11 protein-coding genes are annotated in these 16687 nt (G+C 62.2%); 3 read left to right on the top strand and 8 right to left on the bottom strand.

Going from position 1 to position 16687, the window contains the following annotated elements; translation table 11 throughout:
* Positions 1–132 precede the first annotated feature (132 nt).
* The 6 genes from ACYF6X_RS07895 to ACYF6X_RS07870 form a co-directional block, all read right to left on the bottom strand.
* Complete coding sequence (locus ACYF6X_RS07895) at positions 133–1575, bottom strand: efflux transporter outer membrane subunit (protein WP_130017327.1); 1443 nt, start codon at positions 1573–1575, stop codon at positions 133–135.
* 1 nt (position 1576) lies between these two features.
* The gene (locus tag ACYF6X_RS07890) at positions 1577–4714 is read right to left on the bottom strand and encodes an efflux RND transporter permease subunit (RefSeq protein ID WP_130017326.1); all 3138 of its coding nucleotides are present in this window, start codon (positions 4712–4714) and stop codon (positions 1577–1579) included.
* A gap of 1 nt (position 4715) precedes the next feature.
* Complete coding sequence (locus tag ACYF6X_RS07885) at positions 4716–5858, bottom strand: efflux RND transporter periplasmic adaptor subunit (protein ID WP_130017325.1); 1143 nt, start codon at positions 5856–5858, stop codon at positions 4716–4718.
* Positions 5859–5982: 124 nt separating this feature from the next.
* Complete coding sequence (locus tag ACYF6X_RS07880) at positions 5983–6609, bottom strand: hypothetical protein (RefSeq protein WP_130017324.1); 627 nt, start codon at positions 6607–6609, stop codon at positions 5983–5985.
* A gap of 78 nt (positions 6610–6687) precedes the next feature.
* Entirely contained in the window at positions 6688–7368 is a 681-nt protein-coding gene (locus ACYF6X_RS07875; RefSeq protein WP_130017323.1) for a class I SAM-dependent methyltransferase, read from the bottom strand.
* Positions 7369–7444: 76 nt separating this feature from the next.
* A complete protein-coding gene (locus tag ACYF6X_RS07870) occupies positions 7445–8584 on the bottom strand; it encodes an agmatine deiminase family protein (protein ID WP_130017322.1) in 1140 nt (379 codons plus the stop codon).
* Positions 8585–8727: 143 nt separating this feature from the next.
* Between ACYF6X_RS07870 and ACYF6X_RS07865 the strand changes: the two genes are divergently transcribed.
* The 3 genes from ACYF6X_RS07865 to ACYF6X_RS07855 all read left to right on the top strand — a co-directional run bounded on the left by ACYF6X_RS07865 (position 8728) and on the right by ACYF6X_RS07855 (position 13927).
* Complete coding sequence (locus tag ACYF6X_RS07865) at positions 8728–9591, top strand: LysR substrate-binding domain-containing protein (protein ID WP_063989913.1); 864 nt, start codon at positions 8728–8730, stop codon at positions 9589–9591.
* 161 nt (positions 9592–9752) lie between these two features.
* The gene (gene ggt, locus ACYF6X_RS07860; RefSeq protein WP_130017321.1) at positions 9753–11426 is read left to right on the top strand and encodes a gamma-glutamyltransferase; all 1674 of its coding nucleotides are present in this window, start codon (positions 9753–9755) and stop codon (positions 11424–11426) included.
* A gap of 206 nt (positions 11427–11632) precedes the next feature.
* Positions 11633–13927 (top strand): FdhF/YdeP family oxidoreductase, encoded by a 2295-nt coding sequence (locus ACYF6X_RS07855; protein ID WP_130017320.1) that lies wholly within the window; start codon positions 11633–11635, stop codon positions 13925–13927.
* 71 nt (positions 13928–13998) lie between these two features.
* Here the strand turns inward: ACYF6X_RS07855 and ACYF6X_RS07850 are convergent, their stop codons facing one another.
* Complete coding sequence (locus ACYF6X_RS07850) at positions 13999–15924, bottom strand: DUF3857 domain-containing protein (RefSeq protein WP_130017319.1); 1926 nt, start codon at positions 15922–15924, stop codon at positions 13999–14001.
* Positions 15925–16046: 122 nt separating this feature from the next.
* Positions 16047–16616: a helix-turn-helix domain-containing protein gene (locus ACYF6X_RS07845; protein ID WP_038871559.1), complete on the bottom strand. Its 570-nt coding sequence runs from the start codon at positions 16614–16616 to the stop codon at positions 16047–16049.
* Positions 16617–16687 lie beyond the last annotated feature (71 nt).

Genomic DNA, 16687 nt, shown 5'->3' with positions numbered 1-16687 from the left:
AAGATGAATGCGGTTCTCTGTCTGACTCTGCTCACCGCGGCGAGTTCTGACCGCCGGCCGGGTTTTCCGTTTCTTTACACTTTCCATAAAAAAACCGCGCGTAGCCACACTCCTGGCGCGCGCGGTCGACGGTTAGCGGCTGAGCGTCGTCTTGTCGGCGATGACGCCATCCCCCTGCCGCTCAGCGGTAACGCCGCCGCCCAACACTTTATACAGAGTGGCTTGATTGTCGTATGCAGTCTGCTGCGCGGCGATCAGCGCCTGTTGCGCCGTGTACAGCGTGCGCTGCGCGTCCAGCAGCGTCAGGTAGCTGTCCACGCCTTGGCGGTTACGCAGCTCGGCCAGGCGATAGTATTGCTGCGCCGCCGCCACATAGCCGGTTTGCGCCGCCAGCTGTTCCTGCAGCGTGGCTTTGCGCGCCAGCGCGTCGGCGGTTTCCTGAAATGCCGTCTGCACCGCTTTCTCATAGGTGGCGACATACAGGTCTTTCTGCGCCTGGCTGTAGTTGAGCTGAGCCGTGTTATAGCCGCCGCTGAAGATCGGCAGGCTGATGCTCGGTGCGAACGACCAGACGCCGGCTCCATGGCTGAACAACGAGGAGAGTTCACCGCTGCCCACGCCGCCGCTGGCGGTCAGGCTGATCGACGGGAAGAACGCCGCCCGCGCCGAGCCGATATCGGCGTTGGCGGATTTCAGGTTATGCTCGGCCTGCAGCACGTCCGGCCGCTTCAGCAACACTTGCGAAGAAACGCCGGCCGGCAGATCGCGCATGATCCCGCCCAGCGCCTCGATGCCACTCGGCAGCAGGTTTTCCGGCACGCTTTGCCCTACCGCCAAATCCAGCGCGTTTTTCGCCTGTGCAGCGCTGGTGGCGTAGCTGGCGGCGTCCGATCGCGCCTGCTGATAGACGGTTTCCGCCGACGCCACGTCAACCAGCGACGCAATCCCGTGCTGCTGATTGTTACGCGTGACGTCCAGCGATCGTTTGGCGCTCGCCATCGTTTGCTGCGCCACCGCCAGATTGCTGCGCTCGGCCGCCACCGCCACCCAGTCGGTGACGATATCGGCGATCAGCGTCAGACGGGTGCTTTTCGCCCCCTCCGAGTTCGCCAAATAGGTTTCGAACGCAGCGCGCGACAGGCTGGCGTTTTTGCCGAACAGATCCCACTCGAATGCGCTGACGCCGGCCGCGGCTTCGTAGCTTTGGCTCAGCGCGGTGGCGTTGCCGTTACCGGTCAGCGCCCGCCCGCGGCTGCCGTCGGCGGTGGCATTGATTGTCGGGAACAGCGCCGAGCGCTGCTCACCATACAGGGCGCGCGCCAACGCGATATTGGCGATCGCCTCGCGCAGATCGCGGCTGCCGTTCAGCCCCAGCGCCACCACCTGGCGCAGCCGGGCATCCTGGACATAGTCGCGCCAGGCGACGTCCGGGTAGCTCAGCGCCTGGTTGCCGCCGGCCTCGCCCTGCGGCAGGTTGGCGGGCACCGGCGGCGCCGGGCGCTGGTAGTGCGGATCCAGCGACAGACAGCCGGTCAGCAGCAGCGGTAAAGTTAACATCATGACTCGTTGCAACACGTTATTCTCCTGCCTGTGACGGCGGGTTGGCGGGCCGACGGGTAAACATGCGGCGCACCAACACATAAAACAGCGGGACGAAAAAGATGGCCAATACGGTGGCGGTGATGGTACCGCCGATAATGCCGGTGCCGATGGCGATGCGGCTGTTGGCGCCGGCGCCGCTGGATACCGCCAGCGGCAGCACCCCGGCGGTAAACGCCAGCGAGGTCATCAGGATCGGCCGCAGGCGCATGCGGGCCGCGTGGACCGCCGCGCCAATCAGCGTTTCGCCCCGCTGGTGCATCTCCTCGGCGAACTCGACGATCAGAATGGCGTTCTTCGCCGACAGGCCGATGATGGTGAGCAGCGCCACCTGGAAGTAGATGTCGTTTTCCAGCCCGCGCAGGGTGATCGCCAGCAGCGAACCCACCACGCCCATCGGCACCACCAACATCACCGCAAACGGAATCGACCAACTCTCATACAGTGCCGCCAGGCACAGGAACACCACGATCAGCGAAATGGCGTACAGCGACGACGCCTGGCCGCTGGTCAGCCGCTCCTGATAGGACAGCCCGCTCCAGGAATAGCTGCTGCCGGCGGAGAATGTTGCCGCCAGCTTCTCCATCTCGCTCATCGCCGTACCTGAGCTGACGCCGGCGGCGCCCTGCCCGGTGATCTCGAACGACGACAGCCCGTTATAGCGCGACAGGTTTTCCGGCCCGTAGATCCAGTGCGAAGACGCAAAGGCGGAGAACGGCGTCATGCTGCTGGTGCCCGACGCGTTGGTGCCGCGCACAAACCAACGCTCGAGGTCTTCCGGCTTGGCGCGGTACTGCACATCGCCCTGCATATAGACTTTTTTCACCCGGTTGCGATCGATAAAGTCGTTGATATAGGTGCTGCCGAACGCGCTGCTGAGGGTGCTGTTGACGTCGGCGGCGCTCAGGCCGAGTGCCTGCAGCTTGCCGTTGTCGATCTCCACCTGCAGCTGCGGGGTGTCCGGCAAGGTGTTGGCGCGCACCGCCAGCAGCGCCGGGTTGTTGCCGGCGTCGGCAACGATCTGGTCGCGCATCGCCTGCAGCTCGGCGCGCGTGGTCGCTCCTTTGGCCTGCAGCTCGAAGGTGAAGCCGTCGGACTGGCCGAAACCGTCGATCGCCGGTGGGCTCATGGAGAAGACCTGGGCGTCGCGCAGCGAGGCGAAGTGCGCCATGGCGCGTTTGGCGATGGCGTCGGCGGTGTTCGCGCTGCCGCTGCGCTGGCTCCAGTCTTTGAGGCTGACGAACGCCATGCCGGCGTTTTGCCCGCTGCCGCTGAAGCCGAAACCGTTGATGGTGAAAATGGTGCTGACGTTGGCCTTTTCCTGGTCGAGGAAATAGGCGGTCACCGCTTCGCTCACCGCCGAGGTGCGCGCGTTGGTGGCGCCGGCCGGCAAGGTGTACTGCACCATCACCGTGCCCTGATCCTCGTTGGGCAGAAAGCCGGTCGGCAAACGCAGGTACATCACGGCGGCGGCGATCAACAGCAGGCCGTACAGCAGCAGATAGCGCGTCGGCCGGTGGATCACCCCGCCGACTTTGTCGGCGTACTTCTCCTGCAGCCGGTCATAGCCGCGGTTGAATTTGCCCAGCAAGCCCTTGTCGGTCTGCGCGTCGTGCGCCGGTTTTAGCAGCGTGGCGCACAATGCCGGCGCCAGCGTCAACGCCAGCACCACCGATAGCACCATCGAGGAGACGACGGTGATCGAAAACTGGCGATAGATCACCCCGGTGGAGCCGCCGAAGAACGCCATTGGCAGAAACACCGCCGACAGCACCAGCGCGATGCCGACCAGCGCGCCGGTGATTTCGCGCATCGATTTTTCCGTCGCCTCGCGCGGCGGCAGCTTATCCTCACGCATCACGCGTTCGACGTTTTCCACCACCACGATGGCGTCGTCCACCAACAGCCCGATCGCCAACACCATGCCGAACAGCGTCAGGGTATTGATTGAATAGCCGAACGCCGCCAGCACGCCGAAGGTGCCCAGCAACACCACCGGCACGGTGATGGTCGGGATCAGCGTGGTGCGCAGGTTTTGCAGAAACACGAACATCACCACCACCACTAACGCCACCGCTTCGAACAACGTTTTCACCACCTCCTCGATCGAAATGTTGATAAAGTCGGTGCTGTCTTTCGGGTAGGCCACCTTGTAGCCCTGTGGCATCGCGCTTTGGTATTCCGCCACCTTGGCCTTCACCAGCTTGGCGGTGTTGAGCGCGTTGGCGCCCGCCGCCAGCTTGACCGCGATCCCCGCCGCCGGGTGGCCGTTGAGGTGCGCGCTGGCGGAGTAGTCCTCGTTGCCCAGCTCAATTCGCGCCACGTCGCCCAGCCGCACCAGCGCGCCGCTGCTGTCGCTTTTCAGGATGATATTGCGAAACTGTTCCGGTGTTTGCAGCCGCGACTGCGCCTTTACCGTGGCGGTCAGCTGCTGATCGGCGGCGGCCGGCAGATCGCCGATCTTGCCGGCGGACACCTGGGTGTTTTGCGCTTCGATCGCTGTCTGCACGTCGGAAGGCATCAGCGCATAGCTTGCCAGCTTGGTCGGATCCAGCCAGATACGCATCGCGTATTCCGAGCCGAACACCTGCACGTCCCCCACGCCCTCGATGCGCGACAGCGGATCCTGCAGGTTACTGACCAGATAGTCGGAAATATCGGCCATCGTCGCCTTGTCGCTTTCGTCATACAGCCCGACGATCAGCAGGAAGCTGCTCTGGGATTTCTTGACCGTCACGCCCTGCGCGGTCACCGCGCTCGGCAAACGGCTTTCCGCCTGCTGCACCTTGTTTTGCACCTGCACCTGAGCGATATCCGGATCGGTGCCCTGATCAAAGGTGACGTTGATGCTGACCGAGCCGCTGGAGCTGCTGGTCGAAGAAAAATACAGCAGGCCGTCCAGGCCGGTGAGCTGTTGCTCAATCACCTGCGTGACGCTGTTTTCCAGCGTTTCCGCGTCTGCGCCCGGGTAGGTGGCGGAGATGGAAATCTGCGGCGGTGAGACGTCCGGGTACTGCGAAACGGGCAACGAATTGATCGACATCAGGCCGCACAGCATGATGATGATGGCGATCACCCAGGCGAATACCGGCCGCCGGATAAAGAACTGCGCCATATCACTGCTCCTCGCGTTGGGTTTTGTCGACCGAGACTTCAACCGGCTTCACCGCGGCGCCGATCGCGACCTTGCTGGTGCCTTCGACGATCAGGCGATCGCCTTCGTTCAGCCCGCTGCCGATCAGCCAATTACTGCCCACCACCCGTTCGGCGCTGACGGTGCGCTGCGCCACTTTGTTCTGTTCGTCCACCACCAACGCGGTGGCTTCCCCTTTGGCGTTGCGGGTTATGCCCTGCTGCGGCGCCAGAATCGCTTTGGGATCGACGCCGTTATCCACCGTGGCGTGGACATACATGCCGGGCAGCAGCTCATGTTCGGGGTTGGGGAACACCGCGCGCAGCGTGACCGAACCGGTGGCTTCGTCCACCGCCACCTCGGTCAGCTCGAGCTTGCCGGCGTGGGCATAAGGCGAACCGTCCTCCAGTTTGATGGCGACCGGCGTGACCGCGCCGCGCTGTAACGCCGCCTGCTGGCGCCGCAGTTTAAGCAGCTGCGCGCTGGACTGGGTCAGATCGACATAGATCGGATCGAGCGCGCGGATGGTGGCCAGCGCATCGGTTTGGCTGGCGGTAACCAGCGCACCCGGCGTCACCGACGAGATGCCGATACGCCCGGCGATCGGCGCCCGCACCTGGGTATAGGCGAGGTTGATGCGCGCCGTCTCCAGCGCCGCCTGATACTGGGCCACCGACGCCACGGCCGCCAGATAGGCCGCTTTGGCATCGTCCGCATCCTGTTGTGAAACGCCGTTCTCTTTCACCAGCGCCGCATAGCGCTGCGACTTGAGCCGGGTGGATTGCACCGTGGCCTGGGCGTTTTTCAGCTGGGCGGCGGCCTGATCGTAGCTGGCCTGATAGCTGGCAGGGTCGATTTGATACAATACCTGCCCGGCCTTGACCTCGGCCCCTTCGGTAAACAGCCGCTGCTTGATGATGCCGTCGACCTGTGGCCGCACGTCGGAAGTCATGGTGGCGTTGACCCGGCCGGTCAACTCGCTGCTCAGGGTCACTGACTGGCCGCGCAGCGTGACCACGCCGACCTCCTGCTCACCGCCCGCGCCGGCTGGCGCACCGGCGTTTTGCCCATCGCAGGCGGCCAGCAACAGCGACAGCCCCAGCACCAAAAGCGTTTTCCTCTGCATTGCAATACGATCCTGTTGAGAATGACTATTCTCAATATATCGAATGCCGGAATGCGCTTCTGAAAGGGTTGCGTAAGGATTGAGTAAAATCTTGTCGAAGCGGGAAACGGAGGAGCAATATCGTTCAGCGTGGTTTCAGCACATTGCCGCAGCGATTTTTAGCCAATGCAATAAAGCGTTCCACTTCAGCCGGCGGCTGCGTCGTTTCAGTCGTAGCAGGCTCTTGCTCCCGATGAGCATCGCTCGCCGGCTGCTTGCAACGATAAACCAGGCCATACAGGGGATGACGTCCGTCTTCGGTCTGATAATAGTGGGCCACGCGGGCAAACGAATAGTAATAATAAGACGTTGAATGTTCTTCGCCGCGATAAACGTTTTGCGTGCCACCGTAGTCGAATGCCAAGTTGGCGGTCTTTTCCATCAACCGATCCAGGTCGTCGATCACCTGTTCGGTACAACGGTTTAATTGTCGCCGCGCTTGTTCATTCAATTTATCGGCATCGTCGTCGGCGCATCGGGTGATATAACCTTCATACTGGAGATTGTCGGCAAGCTGAAGCACAAAATAACGGTATGACTGCCCGGCGATTTTCACCCCCTCACGTTCTTGAATCAGCTTCGCGTCCTGAATGAGATACACCGCCGCCGGATCCTGATTATCGAGCGTAAGCGTAGCGGCACTAGCCCCAATAGCGGGCGCCAAGAGCGAGCCCATAAGCAGGGATAACCGGGTGTTCAAACGAAAGTCCATTGTTTTCGTATCCTAATCCATCATAAATTTCGCCATCTTATCTCGTCAGCGGCGGCGTACCGAGCGCCGCGTAGGATTTTATGGTTTGACCAACCTGAACACCGTTTTGGTGCGCCAATAGTAATCGATCGCCGCCGCGATATCCGGCATCCAGCCGTCCGGCTCATAAGGCACGAAGCCGGAAAAGCCCAACCGGCGGGCAGAGACCTGGAACCCCGCGGCGGAGAAAATGCGCGCATAGTCGGCCAGCGAGCGATCCTGCACCACGGTATGCGTCTGCTCAGCTACCCTTTCGCGCCACTGCGGCCACAGCGGGTTGCCGGTGTGGCAACCGGTCACCGCATAGTAAACGCCGCCCGGCTTCAGCGCCCGCAGCATATCGGCGGCATGTTGCGCAATGTCTTCGATCAGGTAGATGACTTCATGGCTGAAGGCGATATCAAAGTGGCTATCCCACCCGTACAGCCGCGTGTCGGTTTGATAAACCACCGGCAGGTTCCCTTTTAGCCGGTTGGCTTCATCGACGGATTGGCGCGCGATATCGACGCCAACCGCCTGCTGGAATGGGCGAATTTGGTGCAGTAAACGCAAAAAGCCGCCCTGATTACAGCCAAAGTCCAGCACGCTGACACCGGAGAGTTCATTTTCCGGCACCAAACCGATCAGATGGCGCCAAATAGGCGCATGGCCATCGGCCATGGCCTGTTCTGCGTGCGGATCGCGATACCAGGTGGGAATGCTCAAGGGTGAGTCGTTCATTATGGCCTCCTTATGTTTCCACTCAGCCAACCACACCCTATGGCGACAAACAACCGCGTGCGCATTTTTTGAACATTCACCGTTCCGGCTTGCCATGCACCGGCAGTTGGTTGGTTGCGCAGTGAATGCCGCCGCCGCCGGCCGCGATGGCGTCGATCTCCAGCTGCACCACCTTGCGCTGCGGATAGAGCGCCGTCAGCAGCTCAAGCGCCGCCCGGTCCGCCTGCGGATCGCCAAACTCCGGGGCGATCACCGCGCCGTTGATGACGAAATAGTTGATGTAGCCCGCCGCAAAATCCGGGTTGTTGCGGCTGAATCGGCTGTCGCGCGGCGCCAGCGGCGGCGAAAGCGTATGCACCTGCAGCCGGCGGCCGTCGGCGTCGGTCGCCGCCTTGAGGAGCGCCAGATGTTGCTGGGTAACCGCATGGTCATAAGAGGCCGGATCGGTGTCCAGGTTGGCCACCACTACGCCCGGCCGCACGAAGCGGGCGTAAAAATCGACGTGGGCGTCGGTGATGTCTCGGCCTTTAATGCCCGGCAGCCAGATAATTTTGCGCAAGCCGAGCATCGCTTTCAGCTCCTGCTCTACCCGGTCCCGGCTCCAGCCCGGATTACGGTTCGCATTCACCCAGCTGCTTTCGGTCATGATGCCGGTGCCGTGCCCATCCACTTCGATACCGCCGCCTTCGCCTGTCAGTGCGCTGCGGCGCAGTTGAGCGGCACCGTAACGATTGGCGGCAAACGCCGCCAGGCGCGCATCCTTGGCATGCCGCTGTTTATTGCCCCAGCCGTTGAAGTTGAAATCCACCGCCCCGAGTTCGCCGGCGCCGTTGACCACGAAATTGGCGCCGAAGTCGCGCACCCAGATGTCATCCAGCTCGGTGACGACATAGCTGACGTTGTGACTGCCGCAGGTGGCCTCGGCCAATTGTCGTTCGCGCTCGCGGCAAAATACCGTCACCGGCTGAAACTCGGCGATAGCGCGGGCGATACGCCCCTGCGCCGCCTGCACATCCGCCGTGAATTCGCCCCAGATGGCCCGCTGCGCGCCAAAGGCGAGAAACGCCCGTTGTTGCGGTTCCCCTTCGTCGGGCATCCGCCAGGCCGGATTAAGCGTAGCTTCTGCGTGACCGCGTAACGGAATGCCCAACGAAGCCGTCAGACCGACTCCGGCGACGGCGGAAAGCTGTTTAATAAACACGCGGCGAGTTGACATTAAAGACCTCTTTTAATCATTTATAATTCAAAAAGTTAACCGAATAATTCACGTTTATGCGGTTGAATCTTATGCTAGTCTTCCCCTGCCACCGCGACAAACGATATATTTAGTGGATATCTGATTAGACAGGCTTATCGATAATGTTAAAACACTGGCCCCCCTTGAGCGCGCTGCGCGGTTTCGAAGCCGCGGCGCGCCTGGGCAGTTTTCATCAGGCTGCCGAAGAACTGCACCTTACCCAGTCGGCCATCAGCCAGCAGATCCGCAGCCTCGAAGCATTTCTGGAGCAGCCGTTGTTCTTCCGCACCGGCCGCAGCGTGGTGCTGACCGACGCCGGCCACGATCTGTTCAGCACCGCGCAGGTGATGCTGCAACAGCTGGCCGTTGGCATTCGCCGTTTGGATCAGTACCGCAAACCCAATCAGCTGATCGTCAACACCACCCCGGCTTTCGCCCGCCACTGGCTAATGCCGCGGCTGGGCGACTTCAATCGGCAGCATCCGCAAGTCGACCTGTGGCTGTTCACCAGCTTTGAACCGCCGAATATGGCGACGGACAGTATCGATCTGGCGATCCGCGACGATCTCAGCGCGCAGGCGGACTGCACCTTTAACGTGCTCTGCACCGACCGGCTCTATCCCGCCTGCCACCCCAGCCTGCTGGCGTTGGCGGCAGAGCAGCGCGTAACCCTGCATGGCGAACGGGAGATGGACTGGAGCCACTGGACGGTGGCGGGCGGCGCGCACGTCGGCCAGCGCGACAGCGGGCTGAACTTCTCCGATCCCGGTCTGCTGCTGGACGCCGCCTGCAATGGCCTCGGCATCGCGTTGGTCAGCCAACTGCTGGCGCAGCACGCGCGCGACGCTGGGCTGCTGCAACCGTTAACCGAGCAACGCGTGCGCGGCGCCCACTGGGCGTGGCTGCTGCACCGCGACAGCGAACACAACCCGCTCGCCCGGCACTTCTGCCAATGGCTGCAGTCGGCGTTGCCCGCCGGCGCATAACGCGCCACGTCACGCTTCGCTACTCTGGTCAGGCGGCCCTGCCTGACCGCTGCTACCTTCAATAAAGCGCCGCAACAGCCCAAAGAAAACGCGCTAACCTGCTGTTTCAAAATAATTAGTTGAATTCACCTGATAACTGAAAATCGCTAAAAGGATCGTCTATGTCTGCCGGTTTATTGAAAACGATAGCTCTGAGCGTGGCCCTGGCCTGCACCGTTCCCGCCGCCTTTGCCGCCGACCTGACCGCCGGCGCGGTCGCCGCTCCGGATCAGTATGGCGCCAAAGTCGCCGCGCACATTCTGCAGGCCGGCGGTAACGCGGTCGATGCGGCGGTCGCCACCGCCTTCACCCTGGCGGTCACCTACCCTGAAGCCGGCAATATCGGCGGCGGCGGCTTTATGACGCTGTACGTCGACGGCAAACCCTATTTCCTCGACTACCGCGAAGTGGCACCCAAGGCTGCCAGCAAAACCCTATACCTGAACGAGAAAGGCGAAGTGATCGAAAATCTCAGCCTGGTGGGCAGTCGCGCCGCCGGCGTGCCGGGCACCGTGCTGGGGCTGTGGGAAGCCCACAAGCGCTTCGGCAAGCTGCCGTGGGCCAAACTGCTGACGCCGGCGATCGGCTACGCCCGGCAAGGTTTCACCGTGGCGGATCAGCAGTATCAGTACCGTGAAGACGCCAACAAGCTGTTCGCCGGTAAAACCAACTTTGGCGACTATTTCGGCACCATGAAGCCCGGTACGGTGTTCAAACAGCCGGAGCTGGTCGCCACCCTCGAGCGCATCGCCAAATCGGGCGCCGACGATTTTTATCACGGCGAAACCGCGCGCCTGCTGGTGGCGCAAATGCAGCGCGATAACGGGCTGATTGGCGCGGCGGATTTGGCCGACTATCGGGTGAAATGGCGTGAGCCGATGCGCATCAGCTGGCGCGGCAACACCGTATATACCGCCCCGCTGCCCAGCTCCGGCGGCATTGCGCTGGCGCAGCTGCTGGGGATAAAAGAAGATCGCGCCGCCGATTTCAAGGGCGTGCCGCTGAACTCGGCGCGCTATATCCACCTGCTGGCGGAAATCGAAAAACGCGTGTTCGCCGATCGCGCCGACTACCTCGGCGACCCGGATTTCACTCACGTGCCGGAAGCGCAGCTGATCGCTCCCGATTACCTGAAAAAACGCGCCGCCGAAATCAACCCGACGGCGATCTCACCGACCGAACAGGTGCGGCCGGGGCTGGAAACCCACCAAACCACCCATTTCTCGATCGTCGATGCCGCCGGCAACGCGGTCAGCAACACCTATACGCTCAACTGGGACTTCGGCAGCGGCGTGGTGGTCAAAGGCGCCGGCTTCCTGCTTAACGACGAGATGGACGACTTCAGCGCCAAACCCGGCGTCGCCAATGCCTTCGGCGTGGTGGGCAGCGACGCCAACGCCATCGAGCCGGGCAAACGCATGCTCTCCTCGATGAGCCCGACCATCATCACTCGCGACGGCGAGGTCAGCCTGGTGATCGGCACGCCGGGCGGCTCGCGCATCTTCACGTCGATCTTCCAGGTGATCAACAACCTCTACGATTACCATCTGCCGCTGGCGCAGGCGGTGGCCGCCCAGCGCGTGCACCATCAGCTGTTGCCGAAGGACACCCTCTACTATGACAGCTTTGCGCCGCTGACCGGCAAACCGGCGGACGAGCTGAAGGCCATGGGCTACACCCTCGAAGATCAGGGTTGGAACATGGGGGATATTCAGGCCATCCGCATCGATGGCCGCACGCCGGAAACCGCGTCCGATCCGCGCGGCCGCGGCGTGGGCCTGGTGGTGAAAAAGTAACGCCCCGGCGGCCCGTCTCCGGTTAAACGGGCCGCCGCTCTCTCCGCACTGACTGCCGCGGCCCCATTTTTCACTCATCTATACTGAATCGACAGGCCCGCGTTTAACGGCGACGGTGTCTGCGTTCCGTCTTGGACGATAAAAATAATATTCACAGTAAACCAATCACCTGCAGTTATCGTAAGCGGTGTCGGAGGCAATCAACAATGGCGAAAAGACGAGCAGTACCCGGGGTTCATCCCTACGATGGGCCCGCCGGCGGTTGGGGCGCGCTGAAAGCGACGGCCATCGCCGTGCGCACGCAAATGGACACCTTAGAAGCACCGGTGACGCTGATGCGCACCAATCAACCCGACGGTTTTGATTGCCCGGGATGCGCATGGCCGGATAAAGAACATCGCTCCACCTTCCAGTTCTGCGAAAACGGCGCCAAAGCCGTGACCTGGGAAGCAACCAGCAAGCGCGTGACGCCCGAATTCCTGGCGCAAAACACCGTGACGTCGCTGCTACAGAAGACCGATTATGAGCTGGAGGATTATGGCCGCCTGACCACGCCCCTGTTCTATGACGCCGGGACGGACACCCTGCGCCCGCTGGCCTGGGACGAGGCGTTTCAACGCATCGCCGCCGTCTTGCAGACGCTGCCGCCGGAGCAGGTGGAGTTTTATACCTCCGGCCGGGCGTCTAATGAGGCGGCCTATCTGTTCCAGCTGTTTGCGCGGGAGTTCGGCAGCAATAACTTCCCCGACTGTTCCAATATGTGCCATGAGCCGACCAGCGTAGGCCTGCCGCAGTCGATCGGCATCGGCAAAGGCACCGTGTCGCTGGATGACTTTGACAGCGCGGAGCTGGTTATCTCCATCGGGCACAATCCGGGCACCAATCATCCGCGCATGATGGGCACGCTGCATGAGCTGGCGCGCAAAAAGGTGCCGATCATCGTGTTCAACCCGCTGCGCGAGCGGGCGCTTGAACGTTTCACCGATCCGCAAAACGTCATCGAAATGGCGACCTACAGTTCGACCCCCATCGCTTCAACCTACTATCAGGTCAAAGCCGGCGGCGACGCTGCGGCGCTGAAAGGCATCGCCAAGGCGTTGCTGCAGCTGGATGAAACACAAGGCAATGCCATGGATCACGCTTTCATTACCGAGCACACGGAAGGATTTGCGGCTTTCGCCGCCGATCTGGCGGCCACCCATTGGGAGGCTATCGAAGCGGAGAGCGGCCTGGCGCGCCGGGATCTGGAACAGGTTGCCGCCGCCTACGCAAAATCCAACGCCACCATCGTGACCTACGGCATGGGCATTACGCAGCACAATAAAGGCACCGCCAACGTGCGCCTGATTGCCGATCTGCTGCTGTTGCGCGGCAACATAGGCAAACCGGGCGCCGGCATCTGCCCGCTGCGCGGTCACTCCAACGTGCAGGGCAACCGCACCGTCGGCATCACTGAAAAACCGTCGGCCGATTTTTTGGCGAAACTGGAAACGGTGTTTGGCTTCACGCCGCCCAAAGCCCACGGGCATGATGCCGTGAAATGCATGCAGGCGATGATCGACGGCGCCTCGAAGGCGTTGATCTGCCTGGGCGGCAACTTCGCCGTGGCACTGCCGGACCCCGAGCAAAGTTTCCCGGCGATGAAAGCGTTGGAATTAAGCGTGCATATCGGCACCAAACTCAACCGCAGCCATCTGTTGGTAGCAAAAGAAACCCTCATTCTGCCCTGCCTGGGCCGTACCGAACTGGACATGCAGGCCGGCGGGCGCCAATCGGTGACGGTGGAGGATTCGATGTCGATGGTGCATGCCTCGTCCGGCAAACTCAAACCGGCGTCGGAACTGCTGCGTTCGGAACCCGCCATCGTGGCCGGCATAGCCAAAGCGGTGATGCCCGCCAGTAAGGTGCCCTGGGATGAGCTGATCGAAGATTACGATGTGATCCGCGATCTGATCGAAAAAACCATTCCGGGCTTCGACGATTACAATGTGCGCATCCGCCAGCCGGGCGGTTTCCGCATGCCGTTGCCGCCGACCGAGCGCCGGTGGCCGACGCCGACGGGCAAAGCGATGTTTTCCGTGTTCAGCGGGCTGCATGAAGACGAGACTATCGCAGACCAAGACACGCTGCGGCTGATTACGCTGCGCAGCCACGATCAGTACAATACCACCATCTATGCCCTGGATGATCGCTACCGCGGGGTTTTCGGCCGGCGCGACGTTTTGTTCATGAATGACAGCGATCTGCAACGTTTGGGGCTGGAGCATGGCGACGTGGTGGACCTGGAAACGGCGCTGCCCGGCTGCACTCAGCGCCTGGAGGGCATCACGGTGATCGCCTATAACATTTCAGCCGGTTCGGTCGGCGCCTACTATCCGGAGGCCAACGTGCTGGTGCCGTTGCATTACATCGATGAGGAAAGCGGCACGCCTTCGTACAAATCGGTGCCGATCCGCGTGACGCTGAGATCCAAAGAGGTGCGCGCGGTCAGTATCGCCTAGAGGGAACGCTACGGGCCCCCAAACTCTTGTCTGTTTGGGGGCCATTTTTTTATCCAGCTACGGGCAGCGGCTTACTTGCCGGTGGCCAATTCGCCGTACACCACCTGGCCGCGGAAACCGCGCCGCACCTGCTGGAACAGCTCGCGGAACGCCGGGTAATCCTGCGCCTGGCACAGCGCTTCCTTGCCGCGAATGGCGTTCACCTGCAGGCGATGATTGACGATCACCTGCTGCCCGTCGCGCCGCCACGCCACGCGATAGTCGCCCGCCGCATTGCGGAACTGCTTGTCTTGCGGAATGGCGATGATCGGCACGTTGGCCGGCAGCTGCAGACGGTAGGTTTCGTCGTAGCGCTGCGCGCTGCAGTAGAACGGCGTTTCGTTGTCCGGCGCCGGCGTGGTGGTATACAGCGTGCGGAACGATTTGCCGCCGGGCGGATTCGGCAGCGTCATGCCGCCCACCACGCCGAAATCGACGTAGTCATCCGCCTTGAAGCGAAAGCGGTAACCGAACTGTTTTTTGAGATCCAGCGGATCGCTGTTCATTGCCACCTCGCCGCTGCCGTCGATGCCGGAGGCGGACATGATCGACGCTTCCGCCTGCGCCCGGTTCTGCCGGTTGATCTGCGAGAAGTAGCCCCGCAGGTCAATCTCTTCCACTTCGCTCAGCCGACGCTCGGTTTGCCCGTGCAGATTGCCCGCTTTGTCGAACACGAAATCGACGCTCAGCGCGCTCTTGACCGGCTGCTCGTCGCTGCCCGGCGTGCGCGCCAGCTTGGCGTCGCGCGTCAGCAGCACCGGTGCCCCCAGGTCGCCTTCCGGCAGCTGCCCGAACCGCGCCCACGGATTGGTGGAGTCCAGGTACAGTTTGAATTCAGGCACGTAGGTGATGGCGTGGTTAAAGCGGCTGAGCAGCGGCACCTTAGGCAGTATCGGGCCTTCGTCCATGCCGATCAGCACCGGCGAGCTTGCAATGCCTTTGGCGGCGAGCAGCGCCTCCAGGATCACCACGTGGTCCTTACAGTCGCCGTAGTGGTTGTCGAGAATACTCTGCGCCGAATTCGGCTCCAGCCCACCGTTGCCCAGGTACACCGCCACGTAGCGAATATTTTGCGCCACCCAGCGATAGAGGGCTTCCGCCTGCTCGCGCCGATCGCTGATGCCGGCGGTGATGTTGTCCGCCAGCGCCTGAATGCCCGGCGTCACCTTCGCCGCCGCGCCGGCCTTCAGCTGGTAGGCCTTGGCCAACTGCGGCCACTCGCGGTAGGTGCTGGCCATGATGGTCGGGCTGAAGGTCCAGCTGTCCGCCGCCCAGTTTTGTGATTTCATCGGCGCGCTGCGCGAATAATGCCAGCGCCAGTGCGCCTGCCCGTCGCGGATCTGCGGCTGGTCCCCGCCTTCCACGCCGCGCGTGAAGATATGCATCGGCAGCTTGGCCGGCGTCTGTAGCGTCACTTCGGCGTCGTCGAACTGATCGAAAACGCTGAACGTCTCCCACAGGCCGAAATAGTCGGGGAAATACGGGGTGTTTTGCGTGCGGCGCAGCTCATACACCACGCGCGATCCCGGCGCCAGGTTGGAGAACACGATGACGCGCACTTTGCGGTCGGCATACAGCGGCGCCGTGGCGCTGGAGTAGCTTTCCTGGGTATAGATGCGATCGGGCGCCACGTCGTGGCGCTGGCCGTCGGCGGTCAGCGTGTAGGCGGCGACCACCTCCAGCGTTTCCATTTTTTCGCTGTAGCTCAGGCGGATCTGGCTGAATTTCTCGACCGCCGCCTTAGTCTTCAGCAGCACTTCGTAGCTTTCCGTCTTCACGTTGGTGGCGTTGGCGTTAACGCGGTAATCCGCGCGATAGCGTACGAAGCTGAAATCGTTGTTGGCCGTGTCGTTCTGGCCCTGATCCGCCGCGGCGGGCGGTGCAACGGCCAACACGGTGGCCGGGTGCGTTGCCGTCAAACCGGCGAGTAACAGCAGGGAAGGAATAGCGATTTTCATCTTCGGTCCTTGAAGGGCAATAAACGGCGACGCCGGGCTACGCGCCCGTCCCGGCGTCAAAACAGGCGGGCACACTAATATAATTGAGAATCATTTTCAATAAACGGACCTTCAACGCCCTGCTAACCCTGTTCTATCAGCATCACGGCGGTGGTCTCCGGCTCAAGCGCCTCGAAAACGTGCTCGCGATCGGCGGAGTAGCTGATGTAATCGCCGGCGCTCAGCTCCAGCGGCTGGTCCGCCGGCCCGAGGCGTGCTCGCCCGCTGCTGATAATCACATGCTCGACGGTGCCGGGGGGATGCGGCCGAGAAAGTTTGGCTTCGCCGGGCTGCACCCGCAGCCGGTAAATGTCGCGCTGCGCCCCCGGCGGGCAGGTGGCCAGCAGCGTGGCGGCGTAGTTGCCCTGCTCCGACAGCGCCGGCGTGCCTTCATGGGCGCGGATCACTTGCACCTGCCTGCTCGGCTGTGAAATCAGCCGGCTGACCGGCACGTCCAGCGCCATCGCCAGCGCCCACAGCGTTTCCAGGCTGGGATTGCCGCTGCCGGCTTCCAGCTGCGACAGCGTGGATTTGGCGATGCCCGCGCGCTTCGCCAGCTCGGTCACCGACAGGTTCAACCGCTCCCGTTCGCGGCGGATCGCCGCCGACAGCAGGCCGATGGGCGTGATGTTCTGCATCCGATTGTCACTCATGTTCGTTATGCCATCCATTTGTTCGGCTTGACGAACACCCGTATCCATGTTCATCATAATGTTCGATTGTT

It is taken from the genome of Serratia sp. ID 25-353 (assembly GCF_054792795.1).
This window is presented reverse-complemented; position numbering and strand designations above follow the sequence as displayed.